General features: G+C 40.7%; 15 protein-coding genes. 4 read left to right on the top strand and 11 right to left on the bottom strand.

Annotated features, from left to right (window positions below):
* Window positions 1–42 precede the first annotated feature (42 nt).
* Window positions 43–2397 carry a TonB-dependent receptor gene (locus tag ATS76_RS17200; RefSeq protein WP_058553056.1) on the bottom strand — a complete coding sequence of 785 codons (2355 nt, stop codon included), beginning with the start codon at window positions 2395–2397 and terminating at the stop codon, window positions 43–45.
* 246 nt (window positions 2398–2643) lie between these two features.
* Between ATS76_RS17200 and ATS76_RS17195 the strand changes: the two genes are divergently transcribed.
* Window positions 2644–3057: a hypothetical protein gene (locus ATS76_RS17195; protein ID WP_058553055.1), complete on the top strand. Its 414-nt coding sequence runs from the start codon at window positions 2644–2646 to the stop codon at window positions 3055–3057.
* An 85-nt stretch (window positions 3058–3142) separates the two neighbouring features.
* On the opposite strand, the gene ATS76_RS17190 is transcribed toward ATS76_RS17195, so the two are convergent.
* The 7 genes from ATS76_RS17190 to ATS76_RS17160 form a co-directional block, all read right to left on the bottom strand.
* On the bottom strand, window positions 3143–3568 hold the full coding sequence (locus tag ATS76_RS17190; RefSeq protein ID WP_006792655.1) for a hemerythrin domain-containing protein: 426 nt from the start codon (window positions 3566–3568) through the stop codon (window positions 3143–3145).
* A 247-nt stretch (window positions 3569–3815) separates the two neighbouring features.
* The gene (locus ATS76_RS17185) at window positions 3816–5735 is read right to left on the bottom strand and encodes a tetratricopeptide repeat-containing diguanylate cyclase (protein WP_058553054.1); all 1920 of its coding nucleotides are present in this window, start codon (window positions 5733–5735) and stop codon (window positions 3816–3818) included.
* A 284-nt stretch (window positions 5736–6019) separates the two neighbouring features.
* Window positions 6020–7672 carry an RluA family pseudouridine synthase gene (locus tag ATS76_RS17180; RefSeq protein ID WP_058553053.1) on the bottom strand — a complete coding sequence of 551 codons (1653 nt, stop codon included), beginning with the start codon at window positions 7670–7672 and terminating at the stop codon, window positions 6020–6022.
* A gap of 139 nt (window positions 7673–7811) precedes the next feature.
* Window positions 7812–9860: a S9 family peptidase gene (locus tag ATS76_RS17175; RefSeq protein ID WP_058553052.1), complete on the bottom strand. Its 2049-nt coding sequence runs from the start codon at window positions 9858–9860 to the stop codon at window positions 7812–7814.
* A 145-nt stretch (window positions 9861–10005) separates the two neighbouring features.
* Complete coding sequence (locus tag ATS76_RS17170) at window positions 10006–11232, bottom strand: threonine/serine ThrE exporter family protein (protein WP_082664371.1); 1227 nt, start codon at window positions 11230–11232, stop codon at window positions 10006–10008.
* 107 nt (window positions 11233–11339) lie between these two features.
* On the bottom strand, window positions 11340–12569 hold the full coding sequence (locus ATS76_RS17165; protein WP_058553051.1) for a glycosyltransferase: 1230 nt from the start codon (window positions 12567–12569) through the stop codon (window positions 11340–11342).
* The gene (locus ATS76_RS17160; protein WP_039037561.1) at window positions 12566–13570 is read right to left on the bottom strand and encodes a LacI family DNA-binding transcriptional regulator; all 1005 of its coding nucleotides are present in this window, start codon (window positions 13568–13570) and stop codon (window positions 12566–12568) included. Before ATS76_RS17160 ends, ATS76_RS17165 begins: the two co-directional genes overlap by 4 nt.
* A gap of 164 nt (window positions 13571–13734) precedes the next feature.
* Here ATS76_RS17160 and ATS76_RS17155 point away from each other — a divergent pair, with 164 nt between their 5' ends.
* Both ATS76_RS17155 and ATS76_RS17150 read left to right on the top strand, forming a co-directional pair.
* Entirely contained in the window at window positions 13735–16197 is a 2463-nt protein-coding gene (locus ATS76_RS17155; protein WP_058553050.1) for an alpha/beta hydrolase family protein, read from the top strand.
* 71 nt (window positions 16198–16268) lie between these two features.
* Window positions 16269–16886 carry a LysE family translocator gene (locus ATS76_RS17150; RefSeq protein ID WP_008129686.1) on the top strand — a complete coding sequence of 206 codons (618 nt, stop codon included), beginning with the start codon at window positions 16269–16271 and terminating at the stop codon, window positions 16884–16886.
* A gap of 52 nt (window positions 16887–16938) precedes the next feature.
* Here the strand turns inward: ATS76_RS17150 and uvrA are convergent, their stop codons facing one another.
* Window positions 16939–19521, bottom strand: coding sequence for an excinuclease ABC subunit UvrA (gene uvrA / locus ATS76_RS17145; protein ID WP_058553049.1), 2583 nt, complete (start codon window positions 19519–19521; stop codon window positions 16939–16941).
* A 195-nt stretch (window positions 19522–19716) separates the two neighbouring features.
* Here uvrA and ATS76_RS17140 point away from each other — a divergent pair, with 195 nt between their 5' ends.
* Window positions 19717–20121, top strand: a complete 405-nt coding sequence (locus ATS76_RS17140) for a hypothetical protein (protein WP_058553048.1) — start codon at window positions 19717–19719, stop codon at window positions 20119–20121.
* Between the two features lie 17 nt (window positions 20122–20138).
* Here the strand turns inward: ATS76_RS17140 and ATS76_RS17135 are convergent, their stop codons facing one another.
* Entirely contained in the window at window positions 20139–20927 is a 789-nt protein-coding gene (locus ATS76_RS17135; protein ID WP_058553047.1) for a LytR/AlgR family response regulator transcription factor, read from the bottom strand.
* Entirely contained in the window at window positions 20924–21964 is a 1041-nt protein-coding gene (locus ATS76_RS17130; protein ID WP_010556810.1) for a sensor histidine kinase, read from the bottom strand. The genes ATS76_RS17135 and ATS76_RS17130 overlap by 4 nt, the downstream gene beginning before the upstream one ends.
* Between the last annotated feature and the right edge of the window lie 20 nt (window positions 21965–21984).

Below are 21984 nucleotides of genomic sequence, written 5' to 3'. Positions count from 1 at the left end.
ATTTATGTATATTTAACCTTTAAAGCTAAATATTCATAAATATTAAAACTTATGGGTCAGAGTCAGCTTGGCATTTATTGGCAATTCAGGAAATGCCAAGGTTGCGCCAAAGTAGCCGCCTTCAAAAACAGGACGCCAATTTTTTTGGTTTGTGATGTTATTTACATCTAAACGTAACTTGGTACTAGGCGTAAATGCATAGCTAGTATTTACGTTTAGGGTGTATTGATCACGAATTTTAACTGTTTGTAAAAAGTCTAATGGGTAACTCTTTGTATATAGACCTGAAAAACCAGTTTGCCATTTCGAGGTAATTGAATAATTACCATTAAAACTAAACGATTGCTCTGGAATACCTTGTACTTGACTGTTTGACGGTGCAAATGGTGTAAAGCTTGGCGCGCCAACGCCCGTACCAGCAATAATGTCTGGGCGTGAGTTATCAAACGCATCAGCGACTTGAGCTGAATCTTGGCTGCTTGCAGAGTTGTCGTAGCGGGCATCTATGTAGCTGTAGCCCGCACTTAGCCAATAAGGGTAAGCATCGTAAAATACTTGGCTTTCAAAGCCCGTGGTACGAATACCCGTATTGCTGCCATCGCGATTACGCAAGCTGCGGCGTTGACTAAATACAGCGCCATCGGCATACCAATCACTGTCGATTGGGGCGTATTTTAAACCAAATTCTACGAGCGTGTTTTCTGTTGCAAAGTTTTGTGCACTAATCACGTTGCCTCCACCCAGTACATTACCGCCAGCCATACTATTTGATGTGGCCTCGTTATAACTTGCAGCACCGTAGCCTGTGAAATCAGCGTTTAGTTTGTAATTAAAGCTTACCTGACCTGACTGAAGTGTGTCGTTAATGCTATCACTTGCTGCAGTTTGGCCTTGTGGTGCAATAGGATCACGTGCTTCGACATCATAATAATCTACCCGGTAACCTACGCTTGTATGAAGTTTATCTGTCCAATCTGAGTCTTGCTGAATAGCAAAACCTGTTTGCCATGAACGTGAGTCAGTTGTGTCTGACAGGTTAAAGTCGCCGCTACCGTCGTTATCTATATCGTACTGTGCACCAGGTGATACGAACACACCCGGGCGAAGCTCAACCAAACGTGCCTTTTGTGCGTCTGTTAAAGGAATGCGGCGGTTTGATAATGGGCCTGTTAAATCAATAGGTGAGTCGGCCTCTGTGGTGAACTGGCTGTAGCCAAGCACTTTGTTATAGCGTACGTCAAAAGCAAAAATAGTTTGTTGTTCGTCGTTCCAACTATACGTTAGTTCTGTTCGATTTTGCGCCGTGTCGGCGCCGTCAATAATTTCAACAAAGCTATTTTTGGCAATCTCTTCACGCTGTAAATGTTGAAAGTAGGTGATGTTTTTAAGTGAGGCATTTGCACTTAGCTCACGTTTATAAATACTGTGAATTAAATAGGTTGTAGCTTCGTTTTGGTTATCAGGGTCAGTAAGTACAGTGCTGCGATCAATGTTTACTTGCCCAGTAGGCGACACAATTGAACCCGCCGCCGGTACTGTACTGCCATTTGCTTGCACGCCTTGGCCAGTAATATAAAGGCCATCATCAATTAAAGCTTGGGTAGGGCGGTTAATACCGGCGTTGTCGGTAAATTCGACTTGGTATAGCTCAAAGTTAATATCCCAAGTGCTTTTATCGTCTGGCAAAATGCGTAGTGCTGCAAATAAACTGTCGCTTTTAGTACCTGAATAATCGTAGTAGCTGCCATGGTCAAGATGTTCATAGCTTACTCTAAACCCAACTTTGTCTTTAATAATTGGCGCAGTGTAATCTATTTGCGCACTGTATTGGTCCCAACGACCGGCCGATAAACTCGCTTTGCCTTTACTTTCCTCCGTTGACGCTACTTTTGACTGTAAGTTAACAAACCCACCGTTGCGTTGGCTTGAACCAAACAAAACCGGCGGTGCGCCTTTTACTACATCTATTTGTTCGACAGAATTGAACGATAACGGCACGCCAAACCCATTGTTACCTGCTTGACGACGTGTACCATCTTGAAAAAGCTCACCCAATTGACCGCGAATAGTAGGTAAACTTGGCGCGCCAAAGCCACTTGCAGAGTATGTGTTTGGGCTTACTGCTAATACATCTTGTAAAGTAGTAATGTTAAGCTGTTCTATAAGTTCGCTTGAAATAGGCGTAACTGAGCGTGCTATGTCTTGAAGTGCTAAGTTATCACCAAAAGGACCGTCAATTGTTTCATTTTTAACAGAAAGTCCTTGAGACTTTATAACTTGACCGGCCACCTCTATGTGCTCAATCGAATCTTTTACTTGCGTTTTTTCAGCTGCAAAAGCAACAAGGGGAGTGTTTAATATGGTGGCTAACGATAGTGCTAAGTATGCGTGTTTCAAGGGTTGTCTCTCTAGTGTAATTAGTTATTGGCGATAAAGACCGAAAGGAATAAAAATATCTTTCAATTAAAGTATAACTTTTTTAATTTTTAGAATGGATGCGTGCAAATTATTCTTATTTTAGTCTTAAGTTTTAAGTGTTGTTGAATACCTACTTGGATTAAATCTAAATAGTTTGAAATTAATCATACCTTATACGGTCTTGTTCTGTTCTTGGTTTATTTATATATTTTTAAAGGAAATTTTATGACGGATTCTTTAAGTAGTGATGTTCAAAATCGTTTGCAGTGGTCACTTTTATCTTTGCGTGTAGGTGTGTTTATTGTAATGGTTATGTGGACATTCGATAAGTTTGTTAACCCTGGACATAGCGCACGTATTTTTGAGCATTTTTATGGGATTAGTGGCTCTACAGATATGGTGGCTTACATTATAGGTGCGGTGCAGCTAATACTTGTTTTAGCGTTTTTAGCGGGTATTAAAAAACGTATTACTTACGGTATTATTTTCATAATTCACGGCCTATCAACGCTTTCATCTTACAATCAGTACATTGATGGCTTTAATAACTTATTATTTTTTACTGCGTGGCCAATGTGGGCAGCGTGTTTTGCACTTTATTTATTACGGGATCAAGACGTAAAATATACTGTTAAATAAAACAGCCAGACAAAAAAATGGTTATAAGCCAATTAGCTTATAACCAAAAGTACACAGGGAGGTGTATGAATTCTTACTTTTGCGATTAATGCATTGCGTCGTTGTATTTGTCGCCTAAGCGCTCTTTTTGCCCTTCAGACAGCGCTTTACCTGCTAGTTGAAATACTTCATGTTCTTCTTCATCTAAGTGATGATGCACTAAATGGTGTAGTTTTTTAGCTTCTACTAACCATGCTGATGAGCTCATTTCGGTGTCTTCAAGTTGTTCAATTAGTTCATCAATTTCATGATGCTCTGCAACACTGTGGCGTGCTTTTTCTTGCGTTAGATCTTCACAAATTAATGGATTATAAAAGTAGCGCTCTTCAAATTTTGCATGTTCTTCTAGCTCTGTTTTTAGCTCATCCATTAAGCTATGACGTTTTTTTGTGTCGCCCTTGGTTTGAATAAGCGCGTCAACTAGTTTGCGTTGTTTGTCATGGTCATTACGTAGTGCTTCAAAAATATTCATAAATCATCCTAATCAATTACGTTGCTTAATAACTATTAAGCAAACGCAGTGCCAGATTTTAAGTTATTGAAAGTAATGCTTTTATAGGTTTTAGGCTATGTTTTTGGATTGTTTGTGTATTTTTTACAGACGAGAGGGTGAAATAATTTCTTACTTTTAATACGAGCTAATACTTCACGTGCAGCTATTTACAATTAGCTTGTTAAAAACATATTTGGGGGTATGTGTTTGTTAAGCTTTAATACGCCTAGGGCTGCTCAACATTAACCTGATTGCGGCCACTTTGTTTGGCTTTATAAAGAAGCTCATCAGCATGAATGATCAGTTTTTCAAGTGAGCGGTTAGAGGAGGAGCTAATTGCTGCACCTGCGCTAAACGTAATGGTTTCAGTATTATTTAAGCCTTCTATTTCGCTGCAAATATCTATCAGTGTATTGGCAATAGAATCGAACGTTGTTTTAACGCTTTGTTTATCAACGGTGTTTAAAATAAATAACCATTCCTCACCACCATAGCGGCCAAATTGGTCGTCACCAGCAAGTGTATTTTGTGCTGCACGAGCAAAAGCTTTAAGAACGGAGTCACCCACATCGTGGCCGTAAGTGTCGTTAATGTGCTTAAACAAATCTAGATCGACAATGGCAATTGTAGCATTGCTTTGCTTAAGTTTTTGAGCCGCTTTTTGCATAATACCGCGTCGATTTAAACTGCTAGTTAAGTAGTCAGTCAGCGCAATGTTATAATATTTTTTACGTTGTAGTACTTGTTTATAAATAAGTAATAACGACACAATAACTAAAATAAACGCAATTGTTGCGCTTAACCGCCAAATTATTTTTTGTTGATACTCTTCTTTAGCGAGTAATTCGTTAATGTTTTTGTCGTATTCTAGTTGGAGTATTTTTTCTTCTTTTTCTTTTACTTCAAATTTGATTTGCAGCGTTTTAATGTTTGTTTCGCTGGTGGCTTCGTAATGCTTTTTCATAAATGTAAGCATTTGCTCCATTGCGTCAAATGCATCGTCTGTTTTGTTGAGGCTTCGTTTTAACTGGTATCGCTTTTGAAGGTAATCGGCTTTATAAATGCTGCGGCTAAAATCATCGATCATCGAAAATACTTCATCGTTCATTTTATCGGCTTTTTCAAGTAAACCTTGTTTTTTATAAATATCTAGCATCAATATCATCGATGCGAGTTTCATATCACCTATTCCGGCTAGGTGGGCAACCTCAATATTTTTTGTGGCTAAGGCGAGCGCATCTTCGTAGTTTTCTTGTTTGTATAAAATATTAGCAATTGAATACTGAGCAAAAGACAGTCCTTTTTGCATGTTAACAGATTCAAAGTAAGAGAGTGCTTTGTCTAGATATATGAGGGATTCGTTTGGTTTATTTATTTCAAGTAATACATTGCCCAAGCTCCAGTAAGCTTTAGCTGTATATAAGCCATCTTGAGTTTGCTGATATGCGATCAGCGCTTTTTTAGCGTATGTTATTGCTTTTTCTTTGTTTTCTAAATAATTATACGCATCGGCTATCTTTCTGTAAAAATAGCCTTGCGATGCAATATCGTTGTTTTGCATCGCCAGTTCTAATCCGTCGAGTGCCACGCTCAAGGTTTTTTTCAGTTCATCTGTTTCGGTATAAAAGTATGCAAAGGCTTTTAAAATAATGATTTTTTCAGCCGGTGTAGATTGAGAAAATCGCGTTTTTAGTTGATTAACAACATCGTTTGCCTTTTGGAGTTCTTTTTGTAGGCTAAGCAGCTTTAATTGTGACTCCAAAAATAGCAGTAATACGTCAGGTTGTTTAGATAATTGCTGATTTGATAAGTAAACAGTGAGGTGTTTATCTAATATTTCGTACTTTTCTTCCCTAAAAAGCAGTTCGGCATAAATGGCTGCAGCTTCTAAATGCAAAGCGTCATTCTGTTTTAATTTACTTTGCTCGTAAGCTTGAGTGATTTGTTTTTTGTTTTGCAGGTAATCAAGTTTATCTGTTCTTACACTTTTAATTAGCGCCCGTACGTCTTGCTGACTGAGCTCAGGGGTAGTGGAATTGTTTGAATAAGCAATACTTTGAAAGGCGGCGAGTAAAAAAAACACAACAACAAGCTGTTTAACCAGCACCGATAGGTAACTTGCTTTAAATTGCATGTTATTAGTCATATTAAGCCCTTACTAACTTGATACGTGTAGCTTTTTTGAAAAACGTAGGGTTAGTTAAATTTTGGCTAAACCTCATCCATATACTTTTAGTAATCAAAAACTTAAGCAGGTTGTAGCCTTGAGAGACGTTTATATCTAGCATTTTCAATCTCTATTAAGTATTGGTTAACCATTAATTATCCAATTACATTACCATAAAAGTTATTTTATAAAAATATCTACGCCTATAATCCTAGTATAAGCGTGATAGCAGCCTTATTTATGGTGGTTTTAGTATTTATCTGTTAAAAATCAGCATCAATTTTAAACTCTAAGCGCTCGTGATTAATCGGGTGCGTGAATGCTAGATACTCAGCATGCAGGTGTAACCGGTCTGCTTTTTTACCATAATGTGTATCACCAATAATAGGGGTGTTTAAACCTAATACATGTGCGCAGTGCACACGCAGTTGATGTGTGCGCCCTGTTTTAGGGTAGAGCTGCAAGCGAGTTGTGTTGTTTTTTCGCTCAAGTACTTGCCATGTTGTAAGTGCAGGCTTTCCTTTTTGGTAACACACTTTTTGACGCGGCTTATCATCAAAATCTGGTGTTAGGGGTAACTCTATAGTACCGCTTTCTTGTTCTATATTCCCATCGACTAAAGCAACGTAGCGTTTTTCTATTGTGCGCTCAATAAATTGTTTTTGAATGGCTTTATGTGCCCGTTTGTTTAAGGCAATAATTAATAGTCCTGAGGTTGACATATCCAATCGGTGCACAATAAGTGGGCCTGTAGCTTCTGGAAATTGTGTTTTCATACGCAAGAATACAGAGTCGTCTATGGTAATGCCCGGGACCGATAAAAACTCTGCCGGTTTATTCACTATGACCAAATCGTCATCTTGGTAAACAACAGTAAGCTCTTTACCTTGTGCAGGGTTATTCAACAGTGGGCTAGGTTCTACATTTAAGCCTTTTAGCATGTGGCCTAAAATAGGCTGACACTTACTAAAGCAAGATGGGTAGTAGTTTTTATGCTGCCTAACCGTAGATTTAGGCGGGGCTCCCCACCAAAATTCACCCATGGCTATAGGTGTTAAGTTATGTTTAAACGCATATTGAAGTAATTTAGGGGCTGCACAGTCACCTGCCCCCGATGCCGGCGTATGCTCAGGTAATTTGGCAAAAATAGCATTGAGGTCTTCTATTTCGCCATCAATATTAAGAAATTGATATTGAGCAAATAGTATTTTTTGTAAGCTTTTGGAGAGCGTTTTACGGCGTTTTTTTAAATGTTCAAGTTCATCGTTTATTTTGCTATGCGCTTGTTCAAGTGTGACTAGCTGTGTTTGCCATTTTTGCTTTAATGCCTGAAGCTGCTTTTTTTCTTCAATGCTTTGTGTTGCTAGCTTTTTTTTGAGTTGTTGAATTTTGGTTTTACTCGATTTTTTTTCAGCGTCGCTGCGTTGTTTTTTACGCTTTTTTCTGCTTTTTTGCATTAAAGCATGCTGCGCTTGCAGCTCTTTTTCAAAGCCTTCGTTGGCGGTAGCTAATAATTGGCTAATGCTCTTTAGTTGTTCACTGTTTTCAAGTTCGTCTATTTGTGCGTTCAAGTCATTTATTATTTTACTTTTAGCTAAGTAATTTTCATCGTTTAATTGCATACTTGAAATAGGGGGCACAAAGTTAATACTGGCTTTGTTTGCGTCAACTTGCCCTGAGTAGGCAGCTAAAAAGCCCAGTTCGTTTTGCTCATTTTTAACCACTAACACGCCAAACATTTTACCCGCGTTTTCAGCTTTTAAATGTGGCAGTGTTTCGAGTTGCTGTTGCAATTGTTCGCTTGCTGCAATAGTTAACGGGTGTGGCTCGTAAAAAAAGGGGTAAGTAAACTGTTCCGGTAAAGGAATAGTGGAAACAGGTTGAGCAAATGGGGTAAAACAAGGGCTGTTAGACATAGCGGTCGAATCATGAAATTGAGGCGAAGAATTAATTTAGATTTTATCACAGCATGAGCTTGCTAGGGGATATTGGTTCTACAAATAATAAAAAAAGGCCAGCAACAATGCCGGCCTTAATATTTTAACTTACCACAAATTATTTATTGGCATCTTTTACTGCTTTAAGTTTTGCTGCGTGGTCTATTTCGTAATCAGGCATGTCTTTTTTACCCTCTATTAAATAGTTATCCATCCAACGCATTAAACGTAAGCTGTAGTCGTATTGTGCTGCCACTTTACGGTTGCCGTGGCCTTCACCCGGGTAATAAACAAGGCGTACATCTTTACCTTGTACTTTCATGTAGCGGTAAAGCTCCATTGACTGTGCAGGGTGTACGCGTGGATCGTCTTTACCGTGCATAATAAGCAACGGTGTTTCTGACTGACCAGCCCAGTAAATTGGGCTGCGCTCTAAATACCATTGCCATTTATCCCACGGGTATGAACGGGCATGCACTAAGTGCATTTCGTTTGAAATATCAGTGGTACCAAACTTAGAAAGTTGGTTAGTGACACCCACAAACATAACACTTGCTGCAAAATGTTCAGTTAGTTTTGTTGCACCCCAAGCAGAGGCGTAACCGCCGTAAGAACCACCTGTAATACCAACGCGTTTGCTGTCAACTAGACCCATGTCGACTAAATGGTTTTTAAAGTCCACTAGGTCGTCAAACTCTTTACCAGCGTAATCGTTTTGCCCTAGCTTTGAATAATCAACGCCTTTACCTGTAGAACCACGATAGTTTGGATAAAATACCGCGTACCCACGTGCAGCACCCATTTGGCCAGGGCGAGAGTAATTGGTGATCCACCCATCTTTGTCGTGACTTTCTGGGCCGCCATGTACTGACATTATAAGTGGGTAGCGTGTGCCTTTTTTGTAATCGAGCGGGTATACAAGTACGCCGTCTAGTTCAACGCCATCACGCGCTTTAAGTTTAATCGTTTCTTGTTTAGCAAAACGTTTATCGTTCAGCCAGCTGTTTGAGTCTGTTAAACGCTTTGCTTTTTTACTACGCACAATAAACACTTCGTTAGGATGCTTTGCACTGTTACCACGAAGTGCCAATGTTTTATCTGAGTCAGAAACACTTAACTGCGTTGCAATAAATTGGCCTTCATCAACTAGCTTTTTGTATTTATTAGAGCCTGCTTTGATACTGGCAACAAAGCTTTGCGTACCTACATTGGCAATAAAGTTAAGCGTGTTACGCTTATGCGACCATTCAAAATCAACGACGTGGCCCATAAATTTAGGTAGCCACTCAGTGATTTTTGCGGTTTCAGTGTCAGCAATAAATAAGCGGCCAGTTGCTGGGTCGTGCTGATCTTCTGCGCCTAAAATAGCGACGTATTTACCATCATGCGACAGCTCTGCATCGCCCAGTTTACCCTGTGTTTTAAACGATAAGGTTACTTTTTCGTTAGCAATATCGTAAAGGTGCCACATTGATTTAGTATAGCGATCGTCAATAAGTGCTGTAGGTTGAGTTTTAACGAGTAGCTTTTCACTGTCGGCTGACCAGTTAACATCGCTTACATAGCTATCAATGTTTATGGCTGTTGGCGATAATGGTTTATCTTCTTTGGCCAAATCAACAACAAAGAGCTGTTTGTTTTTTAAACCTAATTCGTATACTTCTGCTTTAAAACCAAGTTTTTTTAATTCTTTATCTGATTTGTCGGCAGCGGGCATCGCTAATAACGCAAGCTGTTTGTTGTCTGGGCTTAGTTGATAACTTGAAATAGAAGTCCCTTTTAACGACATAACTGCTTGTGCTTGTCCGCCATCAACAGGAATTTGGTAAAGCGAAGTGAATTTATCGTCTTTAAGCTTTGCCAAAAAGTAAATTGTTTTGCTGTCGTTTGACCATTGTAGGCTTTTAATATTAACCGAGCCGGTAATAAATGGGCGTTCAACACCTTCATCGTCTACAACGTAAAGTTCGCTGTAATTGCTGCCATTTTCGTCAATGTAAAGTTTGCGTGGTAACGAGCGTGTAAATGCAACGCTTTCACCATCTGGGCTAATACTTGTTTGTATTACCGATTTTACTTTTGGAATGTCTTCAACTGTGATTGCTGATTGCGCAAATGCAAGGCTGCTTGAAAGCCCGATTGCTAGCGCTAAGCTTGTCTTAAGCATTGTTATATCCTTTATTTTTAAAATCCAGATTAGTATAACAAGCTAAGGTTAATAAACTAAAAAATGCGATTAATGCTCAAAAGAGGGCGTTAAATGAAGGTGATAAAATAAAGAATGAATAGCGCGGAATGTACCGCGCTGCTTTTTATAAACTTTTTTTAGGCGGTAAGGCAACGTTTGCAAATATAAGCCCGGCTACAAGCGACATAAATATTAAAAATGTTTGCTGGCCTATATGCTCTGCATATATAAAGTCTTGGCCTTCAATAAGTGAATTTAAGCCAATGTAGGTTTTGCTACCTGGGACTAATACAATCAAGCCCTGCATTGCCACAATTGAAGCCGGCGCATTAGCAACACGGTTAAATAAATTACTAAAAATACCCACCGATAACGCGCCAACAAAAGTACCCAATGTGTAATCTAAATACATTGCTGACCCAATACTTGTGCCATAGGCTATAAAGCCTGATGCAATAGACCAACCCGCATGTTTTAGTTTGGTTCTAAATATAACTATTAGGCTGCTACACAGTAAAAATATAGCAAGCCAAGGTGTCCAGCTGGGTAAAGGCTCCGGTTGAACAAAGTCTGCTTGGCCAAAAAGTGCAAAGCCAATGCCTATACCTATAAAGCCACCAAAATAGAGTTTAAACAGCAACATAAATGAGTCCATTACTCTTGCTGTACCCGAGACCAAGTGGCGAGCTGCAAGCTCTGCCAATCCAAGTGCAAGCGCAAGGCCCGGTATAAATACAATAATGGCAGAAAGCACCACTAAGCGTATGTTTACTTCGGGTGTTATATAAACGCTTACAGCACAGGCCATAATTGCTGAAACAATAGCAACAAGTGGTTCAAGCATATGCGCTACACGTTTAGAGCGCATAGACCACAATACAAAGATATACACCACAAGGGTGAGTAACGCAGACCAAATTACATCGGTCCAACTGGTGCCCATAAGCATTGCAAATGCGCCGCCCGAGGTTGCAAATGCAATACCTGTGGTTAATTTATTGTAAGGGTTAGGGGCATCAAAAATTATATCTAGCTGTTGGTCTACTTCTTGAAGAGACAATTCTTCATTAAGCATTTTATTTACAAGGTCGTCGGTATCGGCAAGTGATCCTAAATCATGATCGCCAGGATCTACTCGTGCCACATGCGTATACTCATCTTCATGGCCGTCGGTCCAAATAACAAAGGTGACCGAGGTGGGCGACATAACAAACGACGATTTGAGGCCTAAGTATGTGGCGACTTCCATTAAGTGTGCTTCTAAGCGGTAGGCAGGCGTACCGTATTTATGAAGCATTTTACCCAACTTAACGATAAATTTGCGTTTTTCTGTAAAGGTTGCAGTTTTCAAATCTTATTTAGGCCAGTGTGTAAATAAATTAGCTAAAAGTATAGGCTAAAACGCCCATATGTAATGGGCGCGATTTTAAAGACTAATTGGTGTGTGTCTAGTCATTTTTAATCTAATTTTTTATTTTTTTCCGCTATCCATTGCGCCATGTATTGTGTGCTTCGCATTGTATGATGTTTGAGCATTTGTCCGGTAAAGTTTTTTTCACGATGCGCGCTTAAATCGCTGCCTATTGCATCTATTTTATTAATGAGCGCCGCGCTTAATTTTACTTTGTCGTATACGGTGTTAAGTAGCGTATTGCCAGCTTGCTGGGCATGTTTAAAATCGGTTTCATTGGTGTAAAGCTCAACGGCTGCATTTGCAAAGTCTTCGGTATTATTAGCCACTTTACCAGACCAAGGTAAATCGTTATGCATGCCCTCTACACCAATACTGGTGGTAACGCTGGGTGTTTGCATAATCATGGCTTCAAGTAATTTACCTTTAATACCGGCGCCAAACCTAAGAGGTGCTAAACATACGCGCGAACTTTGCATTACATCATAGGCGTTATCGGCCCAGCCTTTTATTAAAAAACCCGTTTTAGGGTTATTAAGTGCTGTGGCTTTAGGTGGCGGGTAAGAGCCATAAATATGTAGCTCAGCTTTTGGTAGTTGTTTACGAATTAACGGCCATATTTTTTGCAAGTAAAGAACTGCATCCCAGTTTGGCGCATGCCTAAAATTACCTATCGTCATAAAGTGCTGACGTTCATCAAAGCTTTTTGTGGTTTCGGGCAACGAGGTTAAATCGACCATAAACGGTAAATGGTGTAATAAGCTTGGTTCGACCTTAAATACGCTATTGAGTAATTCCATTTCGTAGCTTGAAATAATTAGGCTTAGGTCACAGCGTAAAATGGCTGCAATTTCACGCTTTGCGATATCAGAATGTAAGTCACTGGTTGTAAATTCGCGCTCGCCTTTGTGGGCTTCATGGCGTGCGTTTCGTAGGCATTGTAAATCTTCGGTATCGAGAATTTTAATAGCATTAGGGCAATGCTTATCTACGCGCCAACCAAATTGCTCTTCCATCATAAAGCGGTCAAACATGACTATGTCTGGGCTGAACGATTTAACGTATACGTCAAAGCTTTCGCAGTTAAGGGCAATGCTTTGGCTTGTTATACCAAAGTCGTCAAGGTTTACCATGTGCTCTGTGCGTTGAGCGGGAGTAGCAAACTCCACTTGCCAGTTTTGTGCTGTAAATGCGTTCAATAATGACATCATGTGCGTACCCGCAGCGGATGAGTTGGGCTCTGGCCATACGTAGCCAATTACCAGCACTTTTTTCATTGGCTAGACTCTTTAATTTGTAAGTTAACATTTACCAGTGTTTTAACTGGTGGGGCTGTATTTTGTAATAGTTCTTGTAGTACTAAAAGGCAACGTTTTGCGATTTCATGCGTGCTGATTGCAACACTCGTTAATGTGTCGTCAAGCAAGGCGCTATTTTTAACCTGCTGACAGCTTACTACTTTAATGCGTTGATTAGCTGCTAAGTTTAATGTGTTAATGCTTGCTAGCACGCCGTGGGCGATAATGTCATTCGCACACACAATAGCGTTAATAGCAGGGGTGCTTTTATAAGCCTGTGCAAAAGCATTTTTGGCACTAAGAGCGGAATTTTCACCACATTCGATTGCGTTTAGTGGCGATATACTGTGTTGGGCACATGCGGTATTAAAGCCATGTTGAAGTGTTAAGCAGCTGCTTAATTGTAAATTGCTGCCTATAAACGCAATGTTTGTAACCCCTTGAGAAAGTAAATGCATGCTAACTATATGGCTTGCTTTTTTGTAGTCGGGTAACACACAAGGTGCATTACTAAATGCAAGCTCTTGCATTAACGTAACAACGCTATGCTGAGAACTTAATGTGTCTAACCATTGGGTGCATGTATTAGTCACAGGGCAAATTATAAATCCGGCGGCGTTGTATTCTTTTAGTTTATTAATTGCCTGTGTTTGCTGCTCAACGTTATTGTTACTGCTAACAATAACGGCCTGAAAACCTTCATTGTTTAATATTAGCTCAAGCTCGGTGGCCAACTGTGCCATAACAGGGTCAGTTAAATCATTTATAACCACAGCGATTAAATTAGAGCGCTTTGAGCGCATAGCTGCGGCATCGCGGTTATAAACGTAGCCTAACTCATCAATTGCTTTTAATACTTTTTGTTTGCTTTTATCACTGACTTTTTTACTTTGAGTAAGCACCAAAGACACCGTTGACTTAGACACACCTGCAAGGTCGGCAACATCAAAAATTGTGACAGATTTAGCTTTGTTATGCATAGTTGTGTTTGTCGCAGTGATAAATTAAAAACGCGTTAGTGTAGCTTAAACATGGCTGTTAAGTCATCTTTTGCCATGTGTTGAGCCACCTTAATGCTTTATGAACAAAGCAAAACGTGTTTATATACACTTAATTGTGTAAAAAATAACAAAAGGATAAAAACATGAACGCTTTTAGGCTGTTAGTTGCCTTTATTTGTTGTGTTGTATTACTACCATTTAGTCATGCAGAGCAGGGCTACCAAACTCCTTCGCCTGATTTAGCGGCAGTGGTAGATGCTAAATTGGCGCCCACAAGTTACTTATCAAGTGATGGTCAGTGGCTTGCGCTATTTGAACGCAGGCGTGTTGTATCGCTTGATGAGCTTGCAATTGAAGAGTTAAAGCTTGCGGGGATTAAACTAAACCCGGCTAATTTTTCACGCACACGGGTGCGCGCAAATTTTAGTGCTGTAGAACTTAAACATGTGCAAAGTGGCACTGTTATTAATATTAATAACTTACCAAATGGTATTATTCGCTCGCCTAAGTGGTCTTCTAATAGCAAATACTTAGCGTTTATTGTTGAACAAACAAACGAAGCAAATTTATGGCTTTATAGTGTTGAAAGTAAACAAGCAAAAATGCTATCGAGTGCTGCGTTAAATTCAGTTTTAACGGCATCGCCATACCAATGGTTACCAGACAGCACAGCCATTATTGCAAACCTTGCTGTAAATGTGGGTAAACCACGACTAGAAAACAACAGTCAAAATGTTGTGCCAGTTATTCAGCAAAGCACTGGCGAAAAAGCCCCCGCACGCACGTATCAAAATTTATTAACGAGCCCATTTGATGAAGCTCAATTTAAGTTTTTTGGTCAAGGCCAGTTGGCTTACATTACCCTTGATGGAAAAGCCCAAGCTATTGGCAGTCCTGCACTTTTTAAATCGTTTTCGGTATCGCCCGACTCAACTAATATTTTGGTGGCGGGAATTAACGAGCCGTTTTCGTATCAAGTGCCTTACAGCCGCTTTGCGACAACGTGGCAAATATGGGGTATGCGCGGTTTTGCATTAGCCGAGCTTGCTAAGCAACCTTTGGCCGATAATATTCCACAAGGTTACGACAGTGTACGTACAGGAAGACGTAATTTTGAATGGCGAGCAGACCAGGGTGCTGAAGTTATTTGGGCAGAAGCGCAAGATGGCGGCGACATGAAAACTGACGTACCGCACCATGACTACATTTATAGCCTACGTGCACCGTTTAAACGCGAGCCAAAGTTATTTGCAAAAGTAGAACGTCGTTATGCGGGTATGGAGTGGGCTAATAACGACATTGCTATGCTGAGCGATTGGCGCTTTAGCGACCGTCAATTGCGTACGTATGTTATTCAGCCACGTAATGCCGATAGTAACCGTGTGCTGTTTTCGGAGCGCAGTTATAACGATGCTTATAAAGATCCCGGTAATGCTATTTACGAGCGTAACGATTTAGGCGCTAATGTAATTAAAGTGGTTGGTGGGCGTTATATTTACCTGCGTGGCAATGGTGCGTCAGAACAAGGTAACATCCCGTTTTTAGACAGGTACGATGTAAAAACAAATAGCAGCAAGCGTTTATGGCAATCTAAAGCGCCTTATTACGAGCGTGTAAGGGCGCTGCTTGATGACGAAGGCGAACGCTTTATTACTGTTCGTGAGTCTAAAACTGAGCAGCCTAACTTTTTCATTCGTGATTTAGATAACGATTCGCTAACCCAACTAACGCAATTTGAACACCCATACCCTGCTTTTAAAGGGGTAACAAAAGAACAAGTGCGTTACACGCGCGACGACGGTGTTGAGCTTTCTGGCACGTTATATTTACCACCAGGGTACGACAAAACACAAGGCACTTTGCCTGTGCTTATGTGGGCTTACCCGCTTGAATACAAAGACAAAGCCGTAGCGTCGCAAGTTCGCGAGTCGCCTTACGAGTTTACGTATATAGGTTACTGGGGCCCAATGCCGTACCTTGCCAAAGGTATTGCCGTATTTGACGATCCTAAAATGCCGATTGTAGGTGTTGATGGTAGTGAGCCAAATGATCACTTCAGAAAACAGCTGGTTTCTAGCGCCAAAGCAGCAGTAGATGTTCTGGTTGAAAAGGGGATTGCTGATAAAGACAAAATAGCCATAGCAGGGCATTCATACGGTGCATTTATGGTGGCTAACTTATTGGCGCATAGTGATTTATTTAAAACAGGTATTGCTCGCAGTGGTGCGTATAACCGTACGTTAACACCGTTTGGTTTTCAGGGGGAAGAACGTGATTTTTGGCAGGCGCAAAGTGTATACGCTAATATGTCGCCGTTTTTTCACGCCGAAAAAATCAATGAGCCAATGCTCATGATACACGGTAAAGAGGATCCTAATTCAGGCACTTTTCCAATGCAAAGTGAGCGCATGTATGCCGCGCTTAAAGGCTTAGGAAAAGATGCCCGTTTAGTTATGCTGCCTTACGAAGCTCATGGCTACCGCGCACGTAAAAGCTTATTACATGTATTGTGGGAGCAAGAGCAGTGGCTAGATAAGTATTTGTTAAATGATACACCACAGCCAGTAGAGGTCGTTAGCGAGCCTGCTGTTAATACCCAGCAATAACAATACACATAGGTAAGCAACAGCGCGGCTACTTATAGCCGCGTTTTTGTTATGAATACGAGAGTAAATTAATGATTGATGTAGCAGCACTGGCAGTTTTTATTCCTACGTTCTTTTTTGTGTCGATAACGCCCGGTATGTGCATGACGCTTGCCATGACATTAGGTATGAGCATCGGTGTGCGCCGCACCCTGTGGATGATGATAGGTGAGCTGTTAGGGGTTGCGAGTGTAGCTATTGCGGCGGTACTTGGGGTTGCAAGTGTTATGCTAAATTACCCTGATGCGTTCGCTATTTTAAAATGGGTCGGTGGTGCCTACTTAATTTACATAGGTATAAATATGTGGCGCGCCAAAGGTAAAATGTCGGTTAATACACATAGCCCAAGTGATGTAAGTAGGCAGTCGCTTTTTACGCAAGGATTTATTACCGCCGTTGCTAACCCGAAAGGGTGGGCGTTTATGATCTCACTATTGCCGCCGTTTATTAATGTTGACCAGGCTGTTGCGCCACAGTTATTTATTTTACTTAGCGTAATTATGATAACCGAATTCGTAAGTATGTTAGCGTATGCAACAGGTGGTAAAAGCCTACGCTTGTTTTTAGCCCGAGGCGATAATATTAAATGGATGAACCGAATTGCAGGCAGTTTAATGATGCTTGTAGGTGTTTGGTTAGCCTTAGATTAATAATAAAGAGCACGTGGCTCTTTATTATTTTGCGCATAACGACTATTAATTTTTAATTAGAACCTGCGTGATTTAACTGCGCTTTTAAAAATGGCGCCGTTTTACTTTTTTGTGACTCAGCGACCTTTTCAGGTTTGCCTTGTGCAACTATTACCCCGCCTTCGTCGCCGGCTCCTGGGCCAATATCAATAACCCAATCACTGTTACTGGCTACTTGCATATCGTGCTCAACCATAATGACGGTGTTGCCAGAATCAACTAAGCCATTTAACTGCGCCATTAGCATGGCTACATCTTTTGGGTGTAGGCCTGTGGTTGGTTCATCTAAAATATAAAGCGTATCGCCACGCTGTGTTCGTTGTAGTTCAGTGGCAAGTTTAATACGTTGTGCCTCGCCGCCCGAAAGCTCAGTAGCAGGTTGCCCTAAACGTAAATAGCCAAGGCCTACTTGTAAAAGCGCATTGAGCGCGCGCAAAATAGCGGGTTCATCGGCAAAAAATGTATGCGCTGACTCAACGGTTAAGTTGAGAACATCGGCAATGGTTTTCTCTTTATAGGTAATGTCGAGTGTTTTTTGGTTATAGCGCTTGCCATTACACACAGGGCAAGGCGAATACACGCTGGGTAAAAATAACAGTTCTACGCTTACAAAGCCTACGCCTTCACAGTTTTCGCAGCGGCCTTTTTTAACATTAAACGAAAAGCGACCGGCATCGTATTTTCGCTTTTTTGCCTCAGTGGTGTTTGCAAATAGCTTACGTACTTGATCGAATAAGCCCGTGTACGTTGCAAGGTTTGAGCGAGGCGTACGGCCAATGGCTTTTTGATCAACCGTAATTAGGCGCTTTATGTGTTCAATGCCCTGAGTTATTTGTCCGCCGGTTGCTACGTTGAGCTCTTGCTCGAGTAACTCTGCTTCGTCGGTTGGCATTTGTGGCTGCGATTTTTGCCCCAGTGCATCGTAAACCAAGTCAACAAGTGCTTGGCTTACTAAGCTTGATTTACCAGAGCCAGATACTCCCGTAACACTTGTAATAACCCCAAGCGGAAATTCTACATTAAGCTTTTGTAAGTTATTACGTTCAACATTTTTAAGCGCTAGCCACGCTTTAGGTTGGCGTTGCTTGTTTTGTATGGGAGCCTGCTGGGGTTGGTTATTTTTAAATAAATATTGACTAGTATGTGAGCTACTAATTTGCTTCAAGCCTTCAACGGGGCCGCTATAAACTATGTTACCGCCATGAGAGCCCGCATTTGGTCCAACATCGACTACCCAATCGGCATGTCGAATAACACTTACGTCGTGCTCAACCACAAATACAGAGTTACCAGCAGCTATTAGTTCATCTAATGCGCTTAAAAGTGCTTGTGTATCGGCAGGGTGTAAACCTGCCGAAGGTTCATCTAACACATACACAACACCAAATAATTTTGAGCGAAGTTGCGTTGCTAGCCGCAAACGTTGTAACTCCCCTGGTGATAACGATGGGGTGGTACGCTCAAGCGATAAATACCCTAAGCCAAGTTTAGCCAGTGATTCTATACGTTTAATAATATCGCTTGTAATACGCTTAGCGACGATGGCTTTTTCTGGGTGTGTAGCGTTACTTTTAGCAGGGAGATTAGCAGCAATGCTTAATTTATCTGCAAGTTCGTTTAGTGTTAACTGCGAAATTTCGCCTATATCAAGGCCTGCGACTTTAACCGATAACGACTCTTTTTTAAGCTTTTTACCTTTACAGCTTGGGCATGGGGATATTTGCATAAACTGCGACACTCGTTTTTTAATACGAGGACTTTGTGTTGTAGCAAAAGATTTAAGAACAAAGCGCTTAGCACTGGTAAAAGTACCTTTATAGCGAGGTTTTTCGCCATTTTTAATGGCGTTTTTAACCTCTAAAATAGTGTAGTCTGGATAAACAGGCACAGTGGGGGTATCGTCTGAAAATAAAATCCAATCGCGTGCTTTTTGCGGCAACTCATACCATGGTATGTCGATATCGTAACCAAGTGATACCAGTATGCGACTTAAGTTTTTACCTTGCCATGCTGGTGGCCAAGCTTCTATTGCGCCTTCGCGTATCGTTTTTGTATTGTCGGGCACAAGTAGTTGTTCGGTTACCTCAAAAGTGCGGCCAATGCCCGAACATTGTGGGCATGCACCTTCGGGGGTATTTGGAGAAAACGCATCGGCATACAAAATGCTCTGCCCTTTAGGGTATTCGCCAGCGCGTGAGTAAAGCATTCGCAGCGCGTTAGAAATAGTAGTTACGCTCCCAACCGATGAACGAACAGAAGGCGTACCGCGCTGTTGCTGCATTGCTACTGCTGGTGGCAGCCCTTCAATTGAATCTACATCGGGTTCGTCAACCTGATCGATTAACCTGCGTGCATAAGGCGACACCGAATCAAGGTAACGATGCTGCGATTCAGCAAATAATGTTCCAAAGGCGAGCGATGATTTACCCGAGCCCGATATACCAGTAAACACCACAAGCGAATTACGGGGCAGGTTTACATCCACATTTTTTAAGTTATGAACACGTGCGCCTCTTACTTGAATGCTGTGCTCAGTGTTTAATAAAGCCAATTGCGAATGTTCAATCGCGCCTGAACTGTTAAATGTGGTTGCCATGTAATTTTCTCCGTTTAATCGCCATGTTTATTAGGTGAAATTAAAGCTAAGGTTACACAAGCAACGCTGAATGAGCGCTTAGTGAGCATTATTGAATTTGTTGTGTATGTTTACATAATAGGTAAATGCTGAGAGTATGCTTAACTATGTAGACTATACAAACGTCAATAAGTACGCTTGAAGGAGGTTATTAATATGATTAAAGCATGGATTTTAATGTTGGTTATACTGTCGTCTTCGGTATTGGCAAATACTGAGAACGTAATTAACGTAGACAGAGCCATACCTAATAGCTTGCATTTAGCATTTCCAAACGATGCTAACATTACGCCTAAAAAAGGCGACTTCAATGTTTTAAATTACATATTAATGAGTAATAACGAGGGTGAACGCTGGGCAGTAATAACACTCACTAATTTATCGGCGGGTAATCGTGAGCTTAACGAAGACCACTTACTGGCTTTGTTCGCTGATGGAACGCGACTACCTCCTCAACCTTTTAAATTAAGTTTTAAGGGTAACGAAACGCAGTCGGTAACTGTCTCGTTTGCTGAATATAAATTTCCTATTTTAAGTGTTTACTCAAGTAATGATCAGTAGCTAACTTTAAAATAAGCCTAAATATGCAGTAATTGTTTTAGCTTATCGGCACCGGCTCTGCTGGTGCTAAGCTCCGATTTTACATCATCATTTACAATCACCATCAATTTGCCGTTAAACCAGCGCTGTATTTCTTTTATATGGTCAATATTAACCAAATAGCTGCGATGAATACGCACAAAGTTGTGCGCGGCTAGGGCGTGTTCAAGCTGATCGAGCGTGTCGCTCAAATGATTAAACGTTTCTCCATTCCACGCTAAGCTATTTCCTTGCTCTGATTTAATAAATTTAATGTCGCTTGGGGAAAGCAAAAATATGCGCTCGCCACTTTTACTAACCAGCTTGTTTAATGAACTTTCGGTGAGTGTAAAAGCGGGTTCACCTTCGCAGCTAGTTACATGAGTGTGCGCTCGTTGTTGCTCTAATTGCTGCTGCGCTTTGGCTAACGCTTTTTTTAATCGTGCAATTGGAAAAGGTTTGAGTAAATAGTCAGTTGAGGCGTGCTCAAATGCTTCAATCGCAAATTGGTCGTACGCGGTGGTGTAAATAATAATGGGTTGGTAGTTAAGTAAATCAATAAGTTCAAGGCCATTAATTTCAGGCATTTGAATATCAAGCAATACCACATCAGGAGTCAGCTCATTAATTAATGCAATGGCCTCTTTGCCATTTGTGGCTATGCCTACCACGTCAACATGCTCCATTAAACTTAATTGATGGCTTAATTTTTCGCGAGCAGGGAGCTCGTCATCGGCAAACAGTATGCGCATTTTAGTCGTTTTATTTGGCAGATTTATATTGTTCATAACGCTAGCTCCAGCGTAACAACAGCACCATTATCATTACTGAGCAATACTTTACTTTGTCCAAGTTGATTAACGCGTAACATAATGTTTTTCATCCCTATACCTTTTCCGTAGCCACATTTTAATACATCGTCAGTAAAGCCTTTTCCGTTGTCGCTTATCACAATTTTTACCCCGTTAGACATTTCACTCAGGGTAATATTAAGTGTGAGTGAGGTTTGTTTAGCATTGTGCTTAATTGCATTTTCAATAATAGGTTGAATAAGTAGCGGTGGTAGCGTTTTGTTTTTAAGGGTATTGGGAATGTGGTAATTAACCTTAAGCTTATCGCCAAAGCGTGCTTTTTCAATATTTAGGTACTTTTCTATTATGGTAAGCTCTTGCTGTAAAGGTATTTGCTGTTGCTCTGCGGTATCAAGCGAGTACCTTAAAATATCAGCCAGTTCATGCAGTACTTCATCGGCTAAATCGGGTTTTGTGTGTATGTAAGCGGAAATTGTATTTAAGCTATTAAACATAAAGTGAGGGTTTAGCTGGTATCGCAATGTAGCAAGTTGGGCTTGTTTAAGCGCATGTTTTTCGGCTGTTACGCGTTTTTTGCTTTCAATAAAAATACTGGTAAGGTAAATACACGAGCCCCAAAGTAAGCCGTTAAATACAACAAATATCCCCATTGATTTATGCCCATCAAAAAGCAGTGTCAGTAATACATCGGTAAGCACATTACCGAGGGCCATAAATACAACGGCAATTAACCATTCAAGTGCTGTTTTATTAATGTGCTTATTGCGCAGGTAAAAAATAACGGCTGCCGCACTCCATACCGGAACCCAATAAAAAGTAATAAACCACACGGTTGCAGCGAGTGCACTGCCGCCTGTTAAGGGCGCAGAGTTAGCAATTATCAGCCCAAGGGCGTAAGCAATATCAACAATTAGTAGAATAAAAAAGCTGTATTTGTAAAAAGGATGTTTGAGCATAATAGGTGCTTCTTTTTGTAAGTGATTAAACCATAACAAAAAACAGTCAAAACCCAAAGAGTTTGTGTTTTGACTGT

Source organism: Pseudoalteromonas sp. 10-33 (assembly GCF_001469195.1).
GTDB lineage: Bacteria > Pseudomonadota > Gammaproteobacteria > Enterobacterales > Alteromonadaceae > Pseudoalteromonas.
The sequence above is the reverse complement of the archived record's forward strand: the minus strand, read 5'-3'. Positions and strand labels throughout refer to the sequence as shown.

What these genes read in the sequence shown, in the direction of transcription:
- ATS76_RS17195 (WP_058553055.1), top strand. Translation starts at nt 2,644, where the DNA reads ATGACGGATTCTTTAAGTAGTGATGTTCAAAATCGTTTGCAGTGGTCA.
- ATS76_RS17190 (WP_006792655.1), bottom strand. Translation starts at nt 3,568, where the DNA reads ATGAATATTTTTGAAGCACTACGTAATGACCATGACAAACAACGCAAA.
- ATS76_RS17185 (WP_058553054.1), bottom strand. Translation starts at nt 5,735, where the DNA reads ATGACTAATAACATGCAATTTAAAGCAAGTTACCTATCGGTGCTGGTT.
- ATS76_RS17180 (WP_058553053.1), bottom strand. Translation starts at nt 7,672, where the DNA reads ATGTCTAACAGCCCTTGTTTTACCCCATTTGCTCAACCTGTTTCCACT.
- ATS76_RS17175 (WP_058553052.1), bottom strand. Translation starts at nt 9,860, where the DNA reads ATGCTTAAGACAAGCTTAGCGCTAGCAATCGGGCTTTCAAGCAGCCTT.
- ATS76_RS17165 (WP_058553051.1), bottom strand. Translation starts at nt 12,569, where the DNA reads ATGAAAAAAGTGCTGGTAATTGGCTACGTATGGCCAGAGCCCAACTCA.
- ATS76_RS17160 (WP_039037561.1), bottom strand. Translation starts at nt 13,570, where the DNA reads ATGCATAACAAAGCTAAATCTGTCACAATTTTTGATGTTGCCGACCTT.
- ATS76_RS17155 (WP_058553050.1), top strand. Translation starts at nt 13,735, where the DNA reads ATGAACGCTTTTAGGCTGTTAGTTGCCTTTATTTGTTGTGTTGTATTA.
- ATS76_RS17150 (WP_008129686.1), top strand. Translation starts at nt 16,269, where the DNA reads ATGATTGATGTAGCAGCACTGGCAGTTTTTATTCCTACGTTCTTTTTT.
- uvrA (WP_058553049.1), bottom strand. Translation starts at nt 19,521, where the DNA reads ATGGCAACCACATTTAACAGTTCAGGCGCGATTGAACATTCGCAATTG.
- ATS76_RS17140 (WP_058553048.1), top strand. Translation starts at nt 19,717, where the DNA reads ATGATTAAAGCATGGATTTTAATGTTGGTTATACTGTCGTCTTCGGTA.
- ATS76_RS17135 (WP_058553047.1), bottom strand. Translation starts at nt 20,927, where the DNA reads ATGAACAATATAAATCTGCCAAATAAAACGACTAAAATGCGCATACTG.